Origin of the sequence: Desulfosarcina variabilis str. Montpellier, from assembly GCF_048565275.1 — a bacterium.
GTDB classification, from domain to species: domain Bacteria; phylum Desulfobacterota; class Desulfobacteria; order Desulfobacterales; family Desulfosarcinaceae; genus Desulfosarcina; species Desulfosarcina variabilis.
Genome location: NZ_CP159846.1, coordinates 4,052,856 through 4,070,350 on the forward strand (window position 1 = coordinate 4,052,856; position 17,495 = coordinate 4,070,350).

A 17,495-nucleotide genomic window follows, 5' to 3' on the forward strand; every position below is an offset into this window, starting at 1 on the left:
GAAGTGGATGATCCATTATTTGATGATTTTAATGTGCGAGCGCTCGCGCAAGGCTTCAAGCCACGAAAGAAATTTTGTATCCACTTCTTCTTTGAACAGTTTCTGATGAATCTCCTCCCTCACACTATCCAGGGGCTTTCCCTCGTCGCGATTGATCGACTCCACGAAAAAGAGCTGAAATCCTAAATCGGTATCCAACACCGCGGTGGTTTGGCCAGCCTTTAACCCTTCAAGGGCGGTTTGAATCAGGGGCGACAGGGAAGATGTTTCAAACTCACCAATATCCCCGCCATTGACTGCCGTTGGGCCCTGGCTGACGCTGCGTGCCAGATCGGCAAAAGATTGCCCGTTTTCTATTCTCTCGCGAATGTTTTCAAGCTGCTCGCGCATGGCCTGTTTCTCACTGTCGGATGAATAATCAGGCACCTTCAACAGGATGTTTCTCAAGTGATAATGACGCTTGCCACCGTAAAGTTCCGGATGATCGTCGTAATACGCCTTGATATCCTCTTCGGTGATCACGATTTTGGATTTGACCTCATAATTGACCAGACGCGTTCTCAGAATCTGTTCCCTGATCTGATTGCGATACTGGTCCATGGTCATTTGTTCCTGCGCCAAAAAGCGACGCAAATCCTCATCGGTAAAATAATTGGCGGATTTAATGCGTTCGATGGTGGCATCGATCTGGGCCTCATCCACCTGAATATCGTTGCGCTTGATTTCCTGGTCGGTGAGTTTTTCATCCACCAGGCGATTCAACATGTCCTCGCGGACCTTGAACAGCATTTCTTGCTGCTTGTCTTCGTCCGGAACCTGCTGCTGGATACGCTCGGCATAGGGTCCCATGCGGCTGTTGAGCTCGGAGAGCAGAATAATGTCTTCGTTGACCACCGCAACGATTCGATCGACGACTGTTGATGCGACCGTTGTGGTGGTCAGGCCGAGAAAAATGGCCGTCATCATCCCAATGCATACTGCGATACAATGATTTCGCTTCAAGTTGATCTTAGTCCTCGGCCTGATCGGCCGTGTTGGTGTCAGGGGTTGCAGATTGGTCCCACAGTTCCCAGTTGATGGTTACCTGGTAACGCTCACGCAGCTGGTCCATCCATGGGGCATACGCAGCTTCCACTTTTTCCCGGCGCAGTTGTTGGACGATCCGATGTTTCAGGTCCGCTTCCGGCGGTTTATCTTGATCAACGGAAAATTCCGTTTCGTGGGCCTTGTAGTATTTTTCGATGTCCTGTGCCGATATGGTCACCGATCGGGCCAGATCAACCGCGATCACTTTTTCGATCAGCAGCCGTGCCCGCAATCGATCCTTCCATAAAGAATAGGGGATCGCGCTCTCCAGTAGCATCTGCTGGAATTCGTCATCCTGGTAATCTTTTTTGAGGTCCTCGATGGCGGTTTCCAATTCCTGGTCGTCCAGCGTAATGCCCAACTCTTCGGCCCGGCGCTGGATGATCAGTTCTTCGGCCATTTGGTTCAATACCCGCAAGCGTGCCTCTGCCAACAACACCCGGTCGACATTGCGGTTATCGCTATAGGCGATTTTGGCTGTTTCGAAAACGCGTTCGAATTGGCCTTTGGTAATCGTTTGACGATCGGTGCGGATCAGAACGGTATCGTCGGACCCGTAGGGGTCGGGCGAATCGCAGCCGGTAAAAAGCAGGCCTGCAAGTAAACAAATGGTCAAGACCAAATGGTGCCACGGCGCCTTGCGGGATCGATCCGGTATTGGCCGGGGTTGTCGATAACGTACTGCAAATTTTCTAAATATTCTTATCATAAACGATCAGGAGTTAACATGTTGCGCTATTTCGATCAAGATGTTTTTCGTTTCGGCCAGCATGGCGCGGGGTGCGCTTTTGGATAACGCGGTTTTCATCAGGTAATCCGGCGTCAGCTGATAGCGGCCGTTGCCGGCGTTGATCATTTCCACGATGCCCAAGGGGCGTTGCTGATGCATATCGCTGAAGGCCAGGGCCAGTTGCTGACCAAAAAGATCCAGACGTTTGACGCCGGCCCGGACGCACAGCACCCGCAGCATGATTTTGAGCAGCAGGTTTTCGGTTTCCTCGGGCAGGGGGCCGAATCTATCGACCAGCTCGGCTTTCATGGCCGAGATCTGTTTGAGATCGGTCACCTTGGCCAGGCGGCGGTAGATCAAAAGCCGCTGGTCGATATCAGGCACATAGGTTTCGGCGATGTAGGCGGACATGGGCAGGTTGATTTCCGGCTCCAGGCCTTCGGTAATGGGCTCGCCCTTTAACTGGGCCACGGCCTCTTCCATGAGTTTGAGAAACATATCATAGCCCACGGCGGCAATATGGCCCGACTGACTGGCTCCCAGAATAGCGCCGCCACCACGGATTTTCAAATCGTTCATGGCGATCTGAAAGCCCGATCCCAGATCGCTGTGCTCCATGAGCACTTTCAGGCGCTTCTGGGCGTCAATGCCCAGGCGGCTCTCTTCAGGAATAAACAGGTAGGCATAGGCCTGCTCGTCCGAGCGACCCACCCGGCCGCGCAGCTGGTACATCTGGGCCAGGCCGAACCGATCGGCCCGGTTGACCAGGATGGTGTTGGCCGTGGCCACGTCAATGCCCGACTCGATGATCGTCGTGCACACCAGCATGTCGATTTCGTTCTCCATGAACTGCATCATCACCGTTTCAAGGGCGTCCTCGGCCATTTGTCCATGGGCCACGGCCAGGCGGACCTCGGGAACGATCTGTTTGAGGCGGCCGGCCATGCGTTCGATGGAATTCACGGTGTTGTGCACGAAAAAGATCTGTCCACCGCGGGCCAATTCGCTTCGGATGGCCTCGCCGACAACGGTTTCATCGAACTCGCACACATAGGTGATAATGGGATGACGCTGTTCCGGGGGCGTCGAAATCACGCTGATGTCACGAATCCCCATCATGGACAGATGCAGGGTGCGGGGAATCGGCGTGGCGGTAAGGGCCAGCACGTCCACCGTGGCACGCAGGCGCTTGAGTTTTTCCTTATGCCGTACGCCAAAGCGCTGTTCCTCGTCAATGATGAAAAGGCCCAGATCGTTAAAGGTGACATCCTTTTGCAGCAGGCGGTGGGTGCCGATCACAATGTCCACGGTGCCTTTCTTGATTTCCTCGACGATACTGCGCTGCTCGGCCTTGGAGCGGAAGCGGCTCAGGCAGGCTACCTTGATCGGGTAATTGTCGAAACGCCGCGAAAAGGTGGCGTGGTGCTGTTCGGCCAGCACCGTGGTCGGTACCAGCATGGCCACCTGTTTGGCCTCGCTGACCGCCAGAAACGAGGCGCGCAGGGCCACCTCGGTCTTGCCATAGCCCACATCGCCGCATACCAGGCGATCCATGGGATTGGGGTCGCGCATGTCGGCCAGCACGTCTTCGATGGCCTGCAACTGGTCCGGGGTTTCCTCATAGGGAAAATCCGCCTCGAAGTCCGCGAAATGGCTGTCTGCCCCACCATAGCCATGCCCGGCCTTGATTTTGCGCTGGGCATAGATTTTGAGCAATTCGCCGGCGATTTTCTCGGCGGATTGACGCACCTTTTCCTTGGCCCGCTCCCAGGAGCGGCCGCCCATTTTGTCCAGGGCCGGCATAGTGCCCTCGACGCCCATGTATTTTTGGATCAGGCCCAGGCGGTCCACGGGCAGGTAGAGCCGGTCGTCGTCCCGGTAGACAACAAGCAGAAAATCATTGACCGTGCCTTCCAATTTCAGTTTGACCAGCCCCTCGTACCGGCCGATGCCGTGCTCATCGTGGACGACCAGCTCACCCTGCTTGAGATCGGAAAAGGTGAGCAGATCGGTGTGCACGCGTTTGGCAGGGCGGGTGGAACGTTTGGTTCGCGGACCGAAAATTTCGGTTTCCGTGACCACGCTCAGCCGGTCCGCCGGCCATACAAAGCCGCCGGTCAGCCGTCCCTGGCAGATGAAAACCCCCTTGGGTCGCCCTGACAAGGGAAAGGGTTCTTTTACCAAAGCCTTCACCTGATAGGGCGCCAGGATCGCGGCCAAACGGTCGACCTGCCGCGCGGTCTCGCAGACCATCACCAGGGTACGGCCGGCTGCCTGCTGATCGCCGATCCACTGTACCAACGGCTGGGCGGGCTGCTCCCCTTTGCGCGCCTGGTCCATGGTTTGGGCCAGGTCGCCATTGTCCGTCATGGTGGCCTCGACGGTCAGACGCTGGGCCTGGCCGGTCAGCGCCAGCGGCGTCAGTGAAATCGCCTGACGCTCGGTCAGACCGGATTCGATTTCCGCCCAGCTTAAAAACAGCGCTTCAGGGCGGACGCAAATGCGCTGGTCGGAAAGGGCCTTGTCATAGTTGACCTGGGCCTGCCCGGCGCTTTTGTCGGCTGCCTGACCCAGTTCGGCAGGGTTCTCGGCAATGATCACGGTGTCCGGCGGCAGGTAATCAAAAAGGGTGTCCATGCGGGGATAGATCAAAGGGGTCAGATTCTCGATACCGGGAAAGACGCCCTGATCCTTGATTCGCTGCACAAGGTCCCGAACCGTGGTCGGTGGCAGGTCCTGATGGATGGCCTGGCCCCGCAGGCGGTTGATGATTTCATCCAGGCGGTCTTTTTCCAGGGTTACCTCCCGGGCCGGAAGGATCACCGCCTCCTGGGCATGGTCACGGCTGCGCTGACTGGATGGTGAAAAAAAACGGATGCTCTCGGCAAAGTCACCGAACAGTTCGATGCGTAGGGGCTCGTCGTACAAGGGCGAGAAAATGTCGATGATACCCCCGCGCACGCAAAAGTCACCGGGCTCTTCGACCACCACCGTGCGGGTGTATCCGCCGGCCACCAGTTTGGCCACCAGGCGGTCCGGCTCGATTTCCTCCTCGGCGATGAGCAGCTCGGCATAATCGGCCATAACGGACTTGGGAATCAACCGCTGGCGCAGGGCCGCAGCCGTGGTGACCGTGACCTGGGGGCCTTTTTCGAAAGAACCGGAAAAAAGGGTGTACAGGGCCCGGATGCGCCGGGCGGCGGTCTCATTGTGGTAGGCCATGAACTTGAACGGCGAAAGGTTGTAGGCCGGAAAATAAGCGGCCGATTGTCCGGTTTCACTGTTGAAACACTCGATTTCAATCCGCCGCTGGTCGGCCAGCTTGGCCGAGGCGGTGATCAACAGCACGGGACGCGACAACTGGCGGACAATGGCCGTGGCCAGGTAGGCTGCGGCGCTGCCCGCAAGGCCCGTGATGGTCAGGGGACCGGTGCGCCGGCCAATGGCGCGGACCAGTCCCCGTGATGCAATTTCCTCTTGTTGGTGATCCACAAACACGATTGTTGGTCTTTCCGTTTTTATTTGAAGACATGACCGCCCGCAACAGGCTGTCGCCTGCCGGGAGACGCTCCACATGATTCATTTTGTAAGTGATAACGAAACCATTGGCAAGCCTGATGGGGAATTTGTTCGATAACACCCCCACCACCTTAATTGATTCCGGAGTCTCCCAGCACTTCCGGGCCGACCAAGTCCGGGAAATAATAACGCAGCACTTGGGCCGGGAAACCGATGGTCAGCGGTGCTCTGTGGGAGGTTGCACAGGCGAGCCCTTCCTGAACCAGTTGACTGACAATGCGACGCGCATGCCGGTCGCTCTGGTGATCCATGCCCATGATGGATCGGGCCTCACCACGCGGCACAGTGCCTTGTAAAAACAACGCTTTCAAAAGCCGGCCGGCACGGGGATCCAGTGGGTCCAGCGCGCCGCGTGATTTGTCGCGATCCCGTATGTAGCCATCGATGCGTGCATCAATCCGGTTCAAGGCCAGGATCCGGTCCATAAACGTAATTTGATCCAGGCAAACCTCAAGAAAGTAAAGACAATAATCGGCAAAAAAGGCCTGATCGAACCCCTGGCCATTTTCGTCGGGAGAATCGGCCGATTGCAGGTTGGTCATATACCAATATTTGTCCCGCGAAAACCCCCTTGACAGGGACCACAGGTTTCCCCGGTTGATCCCGATATGGGCCAGATACAACCCGGAAAAGAGTCTGGCCACACGGCCGTTGCCGTCCCGAAACGGATGCAGCCAGACCAGCCGATGGTGACTGGCGGCGGCGGCAATCAACCGTTCGTCGCCATGGAACTGGCCTGGGTGGTACAGCTCGCTGAAGGATTCATACACACCCGGCAATTGCCGGGCATCCGGGCCGTGGGGCGTGATCCCACCGTCCAGGGACACCGACCCGTCGCGAAGCTTGCCCGGTAATACGGAAAATTGAGTAAAACCGTCCCCGCCATGGGTGAACTGATGTTGGGGGGGAAGGTTTTCATAAAAGGTACGATGAATGGTGCCGACAAAATCGAGGCTGCACGGATTATCGGGCGGGGCCGTGGAAAGCGCATGCATCATGGCCCTTTCGGTTTTTACGTGGGCGGCACACAGTTCCTGGGCATAGCGACGCTCCGCGTCCTTGGCATAATCTTTGTTCAGCGCCGCTTCGATATCCAAAATGGTGGTCTTGTGCCCTTCGATCAGATTGGAGTGGTAACTGTTGATAAATCTCAGCCGGTCGCCCAGCGCCTTGGCCGTTTCCTTGGCAATCCGTCCTTCCAGTGTGGCTGCGGCGATAACGACCGCCTGGGCCATGTCCTTGAGTTCACCCAGCCGCTGGTCTGGCAGTGGCGGATGAAAAACCAGATTGGGCGAGGGATTGGAGGGAAGTTGTGTCATGTCTGGTTTTATTTCCGGTTTATCTATCTAAAAATTATACATATATAACTTAGTTAAACCCGATTCTATGTCCGGTTTAATGGGAAGGGTCAAGTCCGGTACTATGTCCGTTTAATATAATATGTTTACAATTCGTTCAATGATATTGGTGAAAATATATGTCCGGAAGGGTGAGGGGGTGAGGGGGTGAGGGGGTGAGGGGGTGAGGGGGTGAGGGGGTGAGGGGGTGAAGGGGTGAAGGGGTGAAGGGTGAAGGGTGAAGGGTCGAGGGTATCTGGATCACAGGCACAAAGCCCAAAAAAGCCCTATTTTGCCCCAATTCAAAAAATGCCTTGACCGGCCTAAAAGGCCGTGATAGTAGGCTTTTCAACGATTTGCCACCGTAGCTCAGCTGGTAGAGCAGCTGATTCGTAAGAAGCTGGGCGGTTGTTAAAAATTAGGTAGTTACAACGCTGTGAGTTGTTTGTGTGCCAAAAACCGCGATTTACCCGCCTAAATCCACAGGTCCAATATTTACCTCTCCAATATCGTCCACATGCTCATCGGTAAGATGGCTGTAAATCATCGTCGCTTTTATATCGGAATGACCAAGGAGTTGTTGTATCTCGAGAAGGGTGCGGCCTTCTGCAGCTTTCATACTGGCAAACGTATGCCGTAGGCTGTGCAATGAAAGATTTCCGTATCCTCCCTTTATGAGGGCTTCCTTCACCCGGTGCGATACAGTATCCGGGTGGCGCCAACGCTCAAAAACATAACCGCTTTCTTTGGGGCCAATGGAGAGCAAGACCGACAAGAACAATCGATTGATTTTATAGGACCGTTCTAATTTTGATTTCGTGGTTTCGGTTTTTACCGTGTAACGACCGTCTTCAAGGCTGACATTTTCCCATCTGAGGCCGACCAATTCCGACCGGCGCCGGCCAGTGGCAATGTAAGCGGTCACCATCCTCCGCAAATCCTTATCCTTTATTTTGGACAACAACCCGCTCAACTCAGCCTTTTTAATAAATTTTGGCAGCCTTTTTTTTCTTGGCAGCTCTTTGACGTCTGCGAATGGGGAATTTTTTATGTATTTCCATTCGACCGCTTTTTTAATCACAATTCGCGCATGGCGAATATAGTTGTTTATGGAGTCCGTTTTGTTTCTGTTTTTCCGGCATTCGGCGATCATCAAGTCAATGTGTTTTTGGCCCAATCGATCGAGCTTGATTGATTTACCGGCCATGTCAACCAGCTTTGAAAGTGCCAACCGGTTTGCACGAAATGTTGACTTGCTGTCGATCGCGGTCTCTGCCCATTCCAAATATTCTCTTTGAAACGCTCCCAGGGTAACGGTGCATATCCCTGTGATGTCAGCAATCCGGCCGGCAAAGGCTTCTCGTTGGATAGCCTTATAAGCTCTCTGTGCCTTGGTCTTGTCCCTGGTTTTTAGCGATGCCCGCTTACCGTCTTCATAGCGGACATAATAGGATAAAAACTTGCCAGTCTCAGGATGGTATCGCTTATAGAGCTTCATGATGATTTTCATACGATAATAATATCCTATTTGGCAAGATCCTGATGGGTTTCGAACTGACAGTAACTACGTAACCTGTTGAAATTTTGTGATGGCGTTGGATGCTGTTCATTGACAAAATTATATTGAATAATTTTTTACCATTATTATGTAGATTCTGCATAACACTGCTAATTAAGACATAAAATAGAATTTACGGCTCGCATTTCATTACAACTTTCAATTTGGCTTGCTGTTATTTAAAAAAATAACAGCACTTTAAAAGCATGGAGTGGAGCATGTAAATTAAATGTAGAGGTTTTTAGTTGCTCAATTGATTAAAAAGCGTTTAATATTGGTCAGTTTTAATCTGTTGACAGGCTTTTTTCTTTAATTTGCGCTGCAACAACAAAAGCAAAAGAAGAAGTCTATATAATCTGTAAGGTGGCGCCCCGCTGCGCGCGGCGCCACCGGCCCGAGTTGAGCGGCACGCCGCTCCAACGCCGTGGTGGCTGTCACTGGCTGGCGCTAATAAAGCATGTCAGCAACTCGAGCATAATAGGATGGCTTGCGCGCTGATTCGCGGTCGCCACCAAGTCGTTGGAGCGGACTGGCACGTCTTGCACGCAAGCCTTAAAGGCTTACAGCAAGCCTGTGCCAGCCGCTCAACTCGGGCCGTTCGATGTAATAAAATGATAAAATTAAAATTCAAACTTGATGATCAATTCCTCGTCGATGGCTTTAAAAGATATAGACGACAGCATGCGATTCGCAATAGCTGGTTTGTTTTAAAGATAATTCTTTCATGTGTTTTTTTGATTCTCGCATTTGTTTCCATATATCATGGAGATTACAAGCTGTTATTTTTCTTTGCGGTTGTGGTTATTCTAATGCTCTATGGGCATAAAATTGATTACCTTTTTATTAAGCGTCGTAGTCGTAAATCGCCACATATAAACGAGGACGTCGAGATTATTCTGAGCGAAAATGGTTTCCAAGCTGTCAGTTCAAAGTCTGAAACCAAGGCTAAGTGGTCAATTTTTACTGAAGCTGTGGCTTTTCGAGATGGATTCCTGCTTTTCCAAGGGCCAAGATTATTTAACTGGTTGCCTTTCAATAAGATTTCAGAAGGTAACATTCAAAAGCTAATTGATCTTATAAAAGCCAACATTGAAATTTATAAAATCATCGAACAACCGGCTTCACAGGGATTCGGGCCAAAAAGCGGCCCTCACCCGTGAGCCGGAGCGTTCGGCTTCCTGGAAATAAACAAGTCAGGATGCTATTTCTATTAATATTAAGATAAGGAGAAGCTAATTATGAAAAAAAAGTTTTCAGTTGTATCAGTTGTGGCATTAATTATTCTAACAGGATGTGCGGCACAGTCGCCTATTGTAAAAACACAACAAGTTGCACCTCCATCTTTTGATGAATACGTAAATATTCCATTTAAAAAGTTTACAAATAGAATGTTTTTAAATGATGTTAAAGATAAATACATCAGGCTTGATGCTGATTTTGGGTATCTATATGATGCTACTCGCGTTGGAGGTTATCCATCAGAAGAGTGGGTCAGGATACAGATCATAAAAGACTCTATTGGTTTTGATAATGTAATGGTCCCAAAATCTGAGTCTGATTTGATATTCGAGTTAATGCGCGGTGAAGCGATCACGATATATGGCAAAACAACAGTTTGGTCGTCATCATACAAAGGTATCAAGCAACCGGATGAAATCGCCATAAGAGTAACAAAGGTTGAGAGGAGAAAAAGCCAAAATTCGACCACCATTCCTGATATTACAGGCTGGGAGATGGTGAATATCCAAAATCATAATGATCTTGAGATCAAGACATACCACAATGGCGGTAAGACCATTATAATACAATACAAGGGGGGGCAGCCTATTGGGTTTTGGAAAGCACCCATCCCCCAAGGACAAGCTATGACTACTTATTGTGATAAGGATGGTGATGGTAATTTTGAAACTGTCCTTACGAATAACCCATATTGCGAATAGTAATAGCCGAATCGGGTAGCCGGGGGTTTTTCTCCTCCAGCCCCCACACCACCCTAGCAAGCGGGTCCGCACTGGGCGGTTCCCAGAGTCATCCGGGCCGTGGCCGGGATATTGAATGACAAACAACAGCTCTTTGACAGATACTACTGGCGGCCATCAGGAGCACAATGGTTTCATATCGCGCCAAGCAAGGCATATTTGACCTGGTCGGCCCTGCTGTGCTTGAGCCTATGAGCACTGGCACCTACTCTGAGTTCGGCCCTTCACCATGTCCCGGCCATTACACCGGGCGTTGGGCTACTATGGCCTCTGCTGACTTCTGACCGATCACCCGGGCGGTTGCCCGCCGAGGCGTTGCGCACGAACAAGCAGCCGATATCCATCCTGGTTGCGCCCTTTGTTTCTTTGCACGGCGTCGGGCGGCTGCATTCCCGAGGCCGTTGGGACTTGGTCAACCGGTTGCCCGGCCGGTCGTTTCTACGGATGGTTTCGGATGCCGTCTGTGGCAACCTGCCGGTCAGATCTCCCCGGATAAGGACGTGAACTGTCACTGCACAACCGCGCCATTTACCGTATCTCCTGAACCCAGGCTTCGTTATGTTGTGCTAACTTACCCGGAGACTCGGCCTTATATGACGTTTCTGTTCGTCGGCTCACAGTTTTGCACTCGGGCTTCCTCCAGACAGCTCCTCGCGAGGCTGCCCTTGCCGTCGGCTAATGTTTCGATCTGAGCCAGAGGGGCTCGGATCGGGTTCACACATAGGGGACTTGCACCCCATTAGTTCACGCCCATGCCGGGCGTACACATCGTCATTCACTATATTGCCATTCCGCTCCATGGCAACTGGTGATACCGGGCGTTACCATCACAAATTTTCAAAGAGCGATAAAGCTTAATCAAACCTACTTATTTAAATTCAGCAGATATCGAACTCCCCATGACTTAATAGGTTCACCGCAACCCCATACGATGCAAAACATCAAGTACGAAAGCATCATCACGTTCAACAAATTGTCGCATCGATTCCAGGCTGATCCGGCGGTGGCCACCTTCTGTGCGGTACCCTGATATGGTCCCATCATCAAAAAGGCGTCTCAGCGTTTTGAGGGAAAGGGCGAACATTTTAGACGCGTTGGTCAGCGTTATGTATTGCGGTGCCGTCAAATCAATACACTCTCCGTAGGGAAATCACATCACAATACGTTCCTTTATTAATGGTGGGTGGCCTTATACCATCCGCCAGGTTTATTAAGCGATGATCCGGATTTCAGCAGGAACGCTTTCATGCAACCATTCTTTTACATTCTGGATGGCTTGAAGCTTCCACCGACCGCCATCGGCTTCGAAAAGTGCGGCCGTGGGCAGCTCACCATCGCCATTGCCGGATCTCATTCGGAAAACAAACCGACTTGCAGGCTGCTCGGCTTCCAGGAATGTTCGGTAAGGGGTGAGGGTAACCGGATTGGGCAGGTTGATATTTTCAACCCGGGCGATGCCGGCCTTGGCTGTGACCTGCTGGGTGATCCCATCGTCACCGACTGTCACGACTTTTTCGTCCTTTATGTTGCCGACGATTGAAAGGATCCGCTCCACCGTTTCATCCTTGATGAACATGGATTGCAATTTGATGTTGAAACTTTCAATGCTCATGTACTGGCCCCATGGAAAATCATCCATGATCAACCGGGCCCGGATGTATTCCTTGCGCTGCTCGAACCCGCCGAACAACGGACTGTACAGTCGGACGTCATCAAAGTTCAGGATGTGAATGGTCAGGTCTTCAACTTTGAGTCCATCCGGGTTAGTCATGATGTAGTCGGTCAATCCGGATAGGGTGTGGACGGTGAGCTCACCTGGTTCAGGATCCTTTACCGAATAAATCTGCTTGCTTGTGTAATCGCGGCCGTCAAAATTCAATTCAACTGGCCTGCTAAGATCGATGACTTTTTCCATGGCTTGAGTGATCATTTTGTTGAATCTCCTTTTCTTAATTTGGTGACGTTGCCGGATTCCTCGGTTTGTTCCTGTTGCTCTTGTTGACGCTGTTCAAACTGCAGCCTCATTTGTTCGGGGCTGTGTTCGTAGGCCTCGGCCCGGCCCTTGATATCAGCCCCGATATAGGCGTTGGTGGAATAGGGCTCGGCTGTTGCCAGTTTGGACGAACAAACTATGTCCAGCTTGGCATAGCTTCTTTCCTTGGGTTTGATTTTGACTTTGAGGGTGACCTCCCTGGGAGCGGTTTCAATCGAATTTGGATCGGCGATGTTGTCCAGGACGCGTTGGAGCTCATCATCGAACCGCTCAATAGCCGCGCCGCCTCCCAGGTTAGCCAGGGATAGCTTTTTTTCGCTGATATTCAGTGGCATTGGGGTATCCTTTTTTTATTTTGCTTTAAGATTGAGTACTATCAATCCGTGTTGCATATTCCGGCAAGTTACTCGGCATGGTCAGGTGAACACCGTCATGGGTGATCAAGCCGGCCACCGTCTTGGTCATCAGATTCACGCAGATGGCGGCGGTCTGCAAAAGACGCTTGTTGAGCTCTACCCGCCAGTGGGGATTATCCATGGATATGGCGTCGATCTTGGCCACCCGTTTCCGGAACATCCGCCGGAATTCCTCCAGGCCGCATTCGTTATTCATGTCTACCCAAAGGAATTCTTGGATAGTTCTGGCTGCTTTGATTACGTCAATGATGTATTTCTCTTCGTCGTTCATGATTATTCACCTACGAATCCAGAAAACTGCTCAATACAGGTTGGCATACGGCCGTCGGACTCGCCGGCGATATCTTCGATGATCATGGATGCCTCCGCAGGATCGATATCCAAGCCGTTGAGGTACCCGGTGAAGCGGTCGAACTCCTGAAGCAGGAATCCGGAAACGAGTTTGGCGTCATTGGGTTTCATGGTTTCCTCCTGTATTTTTGGGTCGAAAAAAGGACATCTGAATCCGGTCCGGCGCCGGCCGGTCGTATTTGGTCAAGATCCTTGCCAGCTGGCATTCCGGACAGAGGCCGTTGACGAATTCGCTTGGCGGGTATTCGAGTCCGCAGCGGCACCGCAGGCCGGCTTCCAGTTTTTTCCGGTGTGGCATGGTCACCACCTGATCAGTTGACCGGTAAAGGGCAGACCATGCGTTTGTGTGAAAAACGCCAGCATGTCTTCCCACTCATGGCCTTCCCTCCTGAAACCATCGGCGACGGCAAGATTTTTCATGGGCCCTTCGCAGAGCCAATTATTGATAAAAACCGTTCCATGGGGGAGGATGTCGATCCTGTCTGCAAATAGGCATGTCGATTCCAAAAGCTTGCGACACGCTTTCGTTCTCAAACCGGTGTAATGGTAAAGACGGTCGCCGGCCTTAAACGGCCTTTTGCGCATGGCCCGGATCGTCTGGCGTTTCTCGCCGGACTCTACCAGTGGGGCGAATTGTTTCTTGTAATTTAGGATGGGCACGATCTCACCTTTCAATATTCATCCCGGTCATATCCCCAATCGTCCTCATAGTCGTAATATAGCGACGCCCTGAAATCATGATCCTCCAGAGCTTTCACTTTCGCCTTCTGTTCAGGGGACCATTCGGATTGAGGTAAATTCTCCTTGATGATGGAGACCTCTCTTCGGATACTTGCAGCATTTCGCTCGGCATTCATCCGGGCTTCCGTTGCGCGCTTGGCAATCTTGTATTGTTCCTTTGCCTTATCCACTAATCGCTGGGCCTCTTTGCGGGTTTCATCGATATCTTTGCTGGTGATCCTCCCAATCCCATCCGGGTTTACGCCCAGGCAAACCTCAAAATGGCAGTCGTCAAAACTGTTCATTACTTTGACGCTGGCACTTTCAAATTCCATAACAAAGTCCTCCATTTCAGTATTGAGAAGGTATAGCATAATATAACAAATATGATTGACAAAGTGTTATAATATGGTATTTTGAGCTATGAAAACGATCAAGTGGAACAACAAGGCCCGCAAGCAGATAAAGAAAATTCCGAAACATTATCAGGAAGCGATTTTTGATTCGGTGGACAAATTGGAGGATTTCCCAAAATGCACGAACCTTGATATTGTTCCTCTCAAGAACCATCAATACGATTACAGACTTCGTGTGGGCCGTTACCGGGTATTGTTTGACGATAAGAAAGAGGTCCAAATCATCGCGATACAGGAGGTCAAGAAAAGAAATGAACGAACATATTAACCACCAGATCATTACCCAGAACGGCAAGCCGGCATTTGCTGTTGTTCCATGGGATGAATACCAGCGCTTACTGCGTAACCAAGTTGACGCTGACGATTCTGATATTTGGTTTCCCAATGACGTTGTTAAGGCAAACGTCAGGGGGGACACACTGGTAAAAGCCTGGCGTGAGCACTTCGGACTTACCCAGGAGGAACTTGCGGATCGGGCAGGAATCAAGCAGCCTTCTCTTGCGCGGCTGGAAAGGGGCGATTCAACTCCCAGGAAAAGCACCCTAAAAAAACTTGCCGATGCCATGGATATCAGTGTTGAGCAGCTCATTGACTAGAATTTCCCCATCTCGGCCAACTCGTTCATCTCATCAACAACCGCCTGACATTCATCCAGGTTCATGGAATATGGGAACGTGGTTGAAATCGCGTTTTTCTGAAACAGGTTTTTAGTGGCTATACTGAATAATTTCTCATCTTGGCTCTTTTTGGCGATCAGGTCCGATCTTGCGGCGCGGAGTTCGACATCAATTGTTTGGTTGTTACCACTCTGACCCTCCAGATCGGCGCCGGGGTTATCGCTTTTGTCATCTGATTCACCGTTTCCCATCCAATCGAGTTGGAATGGAAAACGCATATCTTTATAAATCCGCTCGAACTTTGCGACCAGCTCCCGCTGTTGGTCTTCTGGCATGCTCCAGATGGCTTTTTCATATTGGTGAACGTATGCCGCAAGGCCTGTTTTGACACCGTCTCCGGTACGCATCTTGTTCCATTTATCCGGCCAGAAAGGGTGCTTTTCGTTCCATTGAGGGAGGCCATCCAGGCGGGTGTCCTCCGGCGGTCGGCTATTGGCTCCGGAATATCGGGATGCATCGGTAAGCTGGCTTTGCTGACCGTTTGTTTCCTGGATACGGGCGTACCAATCCGTAACCTTGAGCATGAGGTCGGTGGGTTTGGTGTTGATGGCTACACGAAGCGCTTCAGCAATAGGCTTTTTGGTCAATTGGACGTTGCGGTGGATGAATGCCTCAATTTTGCTGAACGACTCGGGTGTTTTTACTCCAGCAGAGGCCACATTTTCTTTGAGCAGTTCCCAAAGCTGATCTTCGTTCATGCCATCGACGAGGGGAGGGGCGGTTCCATTCGATTTTTGCTCGGGGTATTTCGTTTCCTGTTTTTCGACTTTTTTTGAGGAGTCACTGGGCGCAGGTTGTTGGCTTTTGCTATTACCGGAATATAAGGACGGTCCATTGCGGTCCTTTAATAAGTCTGTGACATTGTCCGGCGGAGTCTGTTCCTGGGGATCCCGTTCTGTTTGATCAGCGGTTTTCATATAATCGTTCCATGACGCTTCGCCGTCTCGGATCGTTCGATACATGGAGCGGAGTTCGGCTATTTCTGCGGGCACGATGGTTCCAATGTCATGACCAAGATACTTTTCAATCTGAGTCGGTTTGATTCCGATTCCCGCAAAGGCATCAACGATCTTTTTCTTTTCGCCATCCGGATCCATAGCGGCTTTGGACCGCAATGTTTCCCTGGCCTGCTTCAGTCCCTCCTCGATGATGTCGGTAGGGATCAGGCGGAGGCCCTCGTTTCTAATGATTTTTGATACCCATGCTGATTCCTTTGTCAGCATTTCATCATCCGTGGCTCTAAGGATATAAACGACATCACCGTATGTGTTTTTACGTTCGCTAATGACATCCTCTTCGCGGCCTTTTTTGCTCCTTCGCTCAATTGTTTTCTTGATCTGGATGTCGCGGGAAAACTGAGCGTTGGTTTCAAGGTCAATGGCGGAGACCCGGAGACGTTTGACATCGTCATCCTCATAAAGCACTACCGTCTCAACGCGAACGTTTTCCCATTCGCGAATGGCCAGTTCGGCGAAGCGGACAGAGGGGCCGGTTATTTTGTGTTTGCCAACCGGCTTGCTATATTCTGCCTTCTCGGCAAACTCGGTTCTTTTACATGCCATCAAAATATTTGATCTGGCCTGCATTTGATTTCGGGGTTTTTGCATGGCAACGATGTAGGCGGCCTGGATTTGTGCCTTGGCCGCTTCCGCGGCCGCAACAGCTGCAGGATCGACTAATTGCATCGTACCGACGGCTTTGCGGGTTGGGAAAAATGACTGTTCTTCCATGTCCGTTAATTCTCCTCTTGATTTAGTTTCTTATAGCCCCATGGCTTCAAGCCAACCTGCTGGATCAGATTCGGGGCCCCTGGCCAAAAATTGTTCTTGTCGCACCAAGCGAGATACTGCATGGCTCTCATTGATTCCTTTTTGCCGAGCGCGATGAATTCCTGTGTTGCCTGGAAAACCGCAACTTCATGCGGGGGCTCGACCTCGACGACCACGAAAATATAAGTGGGATGATGTTTACCGGTAACGATATGCATGCCGCGTAAGGTCAGTGCAGCTGACCAATGGTATTTCAATTTTTCGGCATGGCGATCAAAGCTGTCTTTGTCGATAGGCGTTTTTGTGGTTTTCAGGTCGACCATGACCCTGTCGGCAGGGATGTAATCCGGCCGGCATTTCATGGTAATCGAGTGGCACCCGTCCGGGGCATCGTACTGGTGGTTGGCCATGTATCGATATCCAGTATCCTTATTGGTTGCCTCATTCTTAAAAAGCTCGTTCCAAAAACAGGAAACCTCCGGATGCCCGCCAGTCAACAGGTCTCTTGCTTGTGAGTGATCTGGCTTTTCGAGAACTGATTCTCGCATACCAAGGACAAGCTCTCTCTCCGCAGGCGTTATGATCGTTTTATTGATAGGTTGCTTGGCTTCCCATGCACGATAGGCATTGGTGTTTTTTGATCCGTTTTTACCAAGCACTTCCTCAGGGATGACGGTTATTTCGGAATTCCATTTGTCAGGTTCCAAAATAGCCGTGTGGGTGGCTGTCCCAAGTGCAAATTTAGATCTGTCCGGCGGATTCTCCCGTTTAAAGATGAGCTTGTATGGATAGACGGCGAAGTCGGCCAAACTGCTCTTGGAGTAGCTGGTGTGGTTTCCGTGATACTCTTCATTTGAAAGACTTGGATAAATCCCTGGTTCCAT

General features: G+C 51.2%; 20 protein-coding genes. 4 read left to right on the forward strand and 16 right to left on the reverse strand.

Going from position 1 to position 17,495, the window contains the following annotated elements; translation table 11 throughout:
- Positions 1 to 15: 15 nt before the first annotated feature.
- The 5 genes from Dvar_RS18210 to Dvar_RS18230 form a co-directional block, all read right to left on the reverse strand.
- Complete coding sequence (locus Dvar_RS18210) at positions 16 to 1,002, reverse strand: peptidylprolyl isomerase (RefSeq protein ID WP_419663165.1); 987 nt, start codon at positions 1,000 to 1,002, stop codon at positions 16 to 18.
- Positions 1,003 to 1,009: 7 nt separating this feature from the next.
- Entirely contained in the window at positions 1,010 to 1,795 is a 786-nt protein-coding gene (locus Dvar_RS18215; protein WP_419663166.1) for a SurA N-terminal domain-containing protein, read from the reverse strand.
- Between the two features lie 6 nt (positions 1,796 to 1,801).
- Complete coding sequence (mfd, locus tag Dvar_RS18220) at positions 1,802 to 5,314, reverse strand: transcription-repair coupling factor (RefSeq protein WP_419663168.1); 3,513 nt, start codon at positions 5,312 to 5,314, stop codon at positions 1,802 to 1,804.
- A 152-nt stretch (positions 5,315 to 5,466) separates the two neighbouring features.
- Positions 5,467 to 6,714, reverse strand: a complete 1,248-nt coding sequence (locus Dvar_RS18225) for a Fic family protein (protein WP_419663170.1) — start codon at positions 6,712 to 6,714, stop codon at positions 5,467 to 5,469.
- 484 nt (positions 6,715 to 7,198) lie between these two features.
- Positions 7,199 to 8,242, reverse strand: a complete 1,044-nt coding sequence (locus tag Dvar_RS18230) for a site-specific integrase (RefSeq protein ID WP_419663171.1) — start codon at positions 8,240 to 8,242, stop codon at positions 7,199 to 7,201.
- A gap of 530 nt (positions 8,243 to 8,772) precedes the next feature.
- Between Dvar_RS18230 and Dvar_RS18235 the strand changes: the two genes are divergently transcribed.
- Both Dvar_RS18235 and Dvar_RS18240 read left to right on the forward strand, forming a co-directional pair.
- Positions 8,773 to 9,450: a YcxB family protein gene (locus Dvar_RS18235; protein WP_419663173.1), complete on the forward strand. Its 678-nt coding sequence runs from the start codon at positions 8,773 to 8,775 to the stop codon at positions 9,448 to 9,450.
- A gap of 78 nt (positions 9,451 to 9,528) precedes the next feature.
- Positions 9,529 to 10,230 (forward strand): hypothetical protein, encoded by a 702-nt coding sequence (locus Dvar_RS18240; RefSeq protein ID WP_419663175.1) that lies wholly within the window; start codon positions 9,529 to 9,531, stop codon positions 10,228 to 10,230.
- Positions 10,231 to 10,493: 263 nt separating this feature from the next.
- Here Dvar_RS18240 and Dvar_RS18245 read toward each other — a convergent pair whose 3' ends face one another.
- The 9 genes from Dvar_RS18245 to Dvar_RS18285 form a co-directional block, all read right to left on the reverse strand.
- A complete protein-coding gene (locus Dvar_RS18245; protein WP_419663177.1) occupies positions 10,494 to 10,781 on the reverse strand; it encodes a hypothetical protein in 288 nt (95 codons plus the stop codon).
- Positions 10,782 to 11,182: 401 nt separating this feature from the next.
- Positions 11,183 to 11,395, reverse strand: coding sequence for an excisionase family DNA-binding protein (locus Dvar_RS18250; RefSeq protein WP_419663178.1), 213 nt, complete (start codon positions 11,393 to 11,395; stop codon positions 11,183 to 11,185).
- Between the two features lie 84 nt (positions 11,396 to 11,479).
- Complete coding sequence (locus Dvar_RS18255) at positions 11,480 to 12,199, reverse strand: hypothetical protein (RefSeq protein WP_419663180.1); 720 nt, start codon at positions 12,197 to 12,199, stop codon at positions 11,480 to 11,482.
- On the reverse strand, positions 12,196 to 12,597 hold the full coding sequence (locus Dvar_RS18260; RefSeq protein ID WP_419663182.1) for a hypothetical protein: 402 nt from the start codon (positions 12,595 to 12,597) through the stop codon (positions 12,196 to 12,198). Before Dvar_RS18260 ends, Dvar_RS18255 begins: the two co-directional genes overlap by 4 nt.
- Positions 12,598 to 12,622: 25 nt before the next feature.
- A complete protein-coding gene (locus Dvar_RS18265) occupies positions 12,623 to 12,949 on the reverse strand; it encodes a hypothetical protein (protein ID WP_419663183.1) in 327 nt (108 codons plus the stop codon).
- Positions 12,950 to 12,951: 2 nt separating this feature from the next.
- The gene (locus tag Dvar_RS18270; protein ID WP_419663185.1) at positions 12,952 to 13,140 is read right to left on the reverse strand and encodes a hypothetical protein; all 189 of its coding nucleotides are present in this window, start codon (positions 13,138 to 13,140) and stop codon (positions 12,952 to 12,954) included.
- A complete protein-coding gene (locus Dvar_RS18275; RefSeq protein ID WP_419663187.1) occupies positions 13,127 to 13,327 on the reverse strand; it encodes a hypothetical protein in 201 nt (66 codons plus the stop codon). Before Dvar_RS18275 ends, Dvar_RS18270 begins: the two co-directional genes overlap by 14 nt.
- Positions 13,328 to 13,329: 2 nt before the next feature.
- Positions 13,330 to 13,689, reverse strand: coding sequence for an ASCH domain-containing protein (locus Dvar_RS18280; protein WP_419663188.1), 360 nt, complete (start codon positions 13,687 to 13,689; stop codon positions 13,330 to 13,332).
- A gap of 11 nt (positions 13,690 to 13,700) precedes the next feature.
- The gene (locus Dvar_RS18285) at positions 13,701 to 14,084 is read right to left on the reverse strand and encodes a hypothetical protein (RefSeq protein ID WP_419663190.1); all 384 of its coding nucleotides are present in this window, start codon (positions 14,082 to 14,084) and stop codon (positions 13,701 to 13,703) included.
- Between the two features lie 88 nt (positions 14,085 to 14,172).
- Here Dvar_RS18285 and Dvar_RS18290 point away from each other — a divergent pair, with 88 nt between their 5' ends.
- Together Dvar_RS18290 and Dvar_RS18295 are read left to right on the forward strand one after the other, a co-directional pair.
- A complete protein-coding gene (locus tag Dvar_RS18290) occupies positions 14,173 to 14,433 on the forward strand; it encodes a type II toxin-antitoxin system RelE family toxin (RefSeq protein ID WP_419663191.1) in 261 nt (86 codons plus the stop codon).
- A complete protein-coding gene (locus Dvar_RS18295; protein WP_419663192.1) occupies positions 14,417 to 14,761 on the forward strand; it encodes a type II toxin-antitoxin system prevent-host-death family antitoxin in 345 nt (114 codons plus the stop codon). The genes Dvar_RS18290 and Dvar_RS18295 overlap by 17 nt, the downstream gene beginning before the upstream one ends.
- On the opposite strand, the gene Dvar_RS18300 is transcribed toward Dvar_RS18295, so the two are convergent.
- On the reverse strand, positions 14,758 to 16,572 hold the full coding sequence (locus Dvar_RS18300) for a hypothetical protein (protein WP_419663194.1): 1,815 nt from the start codon (positions 16,570 to 16,572) through the stop codon (positions 14,758 to 14,760). The genes Dvar_RS18295 and Dvar_RS18300 overlap by 4 nt on opposite strands.
- 5 nt (positions 16,573 to 16,577) lie before the next feature.
- Positions 16,578 to 17,495, reverse strand: a complete 918-nt coding sequence (locus Dvar_RS18305) for a PD-(D/E)XK nuclease-like domain-containing protein (protein ID WP_419663196.1) — start codon at positions 17,493 to 17,495, stop codon at positions 16,578 to 16,580.

What these genes read in the sequence shown, in the direction of transcription:
- Dvar_RS18215 (WP_419663166.1), bottom strand. Translation starts at nt 1,795, where the DNA reads ATGATAAGAATATTTAGAAAATTTGCAGTACGTTATCGACAACCCCGG.
- Dvar_RS18225 (WP_419663170.1), bottom strand. Translation starts at nt 6,714, where the DNA reads ATGACACAACTTCCCTCCAATCCCTCGCCCAATCTGGTTTTTCATCCG.
- Dvar_RS18230 (WP_419663171.1), bottom strand. Translation starts at nt 8,242, where the DNA reads ATGAAAATCATCATGAAGCTCTATAAGCGATACCATCCTGAGACTGGC.
- Dvar_RS18235 (WP_419663173.1), top strand. Translation starts at nt 8,773, where the DNA reads ATGGCTTGCGCGCTGATTCGCGGTCGCCACCAAGTCGTTGGAGCGGAC.
- Dvar_RS18240 (WP_419663175.1), top strand. Translation starts at nt 9,529, where the DNA reads ATGAAAAAAAAGTTTTCAGTTGTATCAGTTGTGGCATTAATTATTCTA.
- Dvar_RS18255 (WP_419663180.1), bottom strand. Translation starts at nt 12,199, where the DNA reads ATGATCACTCAAGCCATGGAAAAAGTCATCGATCTTAGCAGGCCAGTT.
- Dvar_RS18260 (WP_419663182.1), bottom strand. Translation starts at nt 12,597, where the DNA reads ATGCCACTGAATATCAGCGAAAAAAAGCTATCCCTGGCTAACCTGGGA.
- Dvar_RS18265 (WP_419663183.1), bottom strand. Translation starts at nt 12,949, where the DNA reads ATGAACGACGAAGAGAAATACATCATTGACGTAATCAAAGCAGCCAGA.
- Dvar_RS18270 (WP_419663185.1), bottom strand. Translation starts at nt 13,140, where the DNA reads ATGAAACCCAATGACGCCAAACTCGTTTCCGGATTCCTGCTTCAGGAG.
- Dvar_RS18275 (WP_419663187.1), bottom strand. Translation starts at nt 13,327, where the DNA reads ATGCCACACCGGAAAAAACTGGAAGCCGGCCTGCGGTGCCGCTGCGGA.
- Dvar_RS18285 (WP_419663190.1), bottom strand. Translation starts at nt 14,084, where the DNA reads ATGGAATTTGAAAGTGCCAGCGTCAAAGTAATGAACAGTTTTGACGAC.
- Dvar_RS18290 (WP_419663191.1), top strand. Translation starts at nt 14,173, where the DNA reads ATGAAAACGATCAAGTGGAACAACAAGGCCCGCAAGCAGATAAAGAAA.
- Dvar_RS18295 (WP_419663192.1), top strand. Translation starts at nt 14,417, where the DNA reads ATGAACGAACATATTAACCACCAGATCATTACCCAGAACGGCAAGCCG.
- Dvar_RS18300 (WP_419663194.1), bottom strand. Translation starts at nt 16,572, where the DNA reads ATGGAAGAACAGTCATTTTTCCCAACCCGCAAAGCCGTCGGTACGATG.
- Dvar_RS18305 (WP_419663196.1), bottom strand. Translation starts at nt 17,495, where the DNA reads ATGGAACCAGGGATTTATCCAAGTCTTTCAAATGAAGAGTATCACGGA.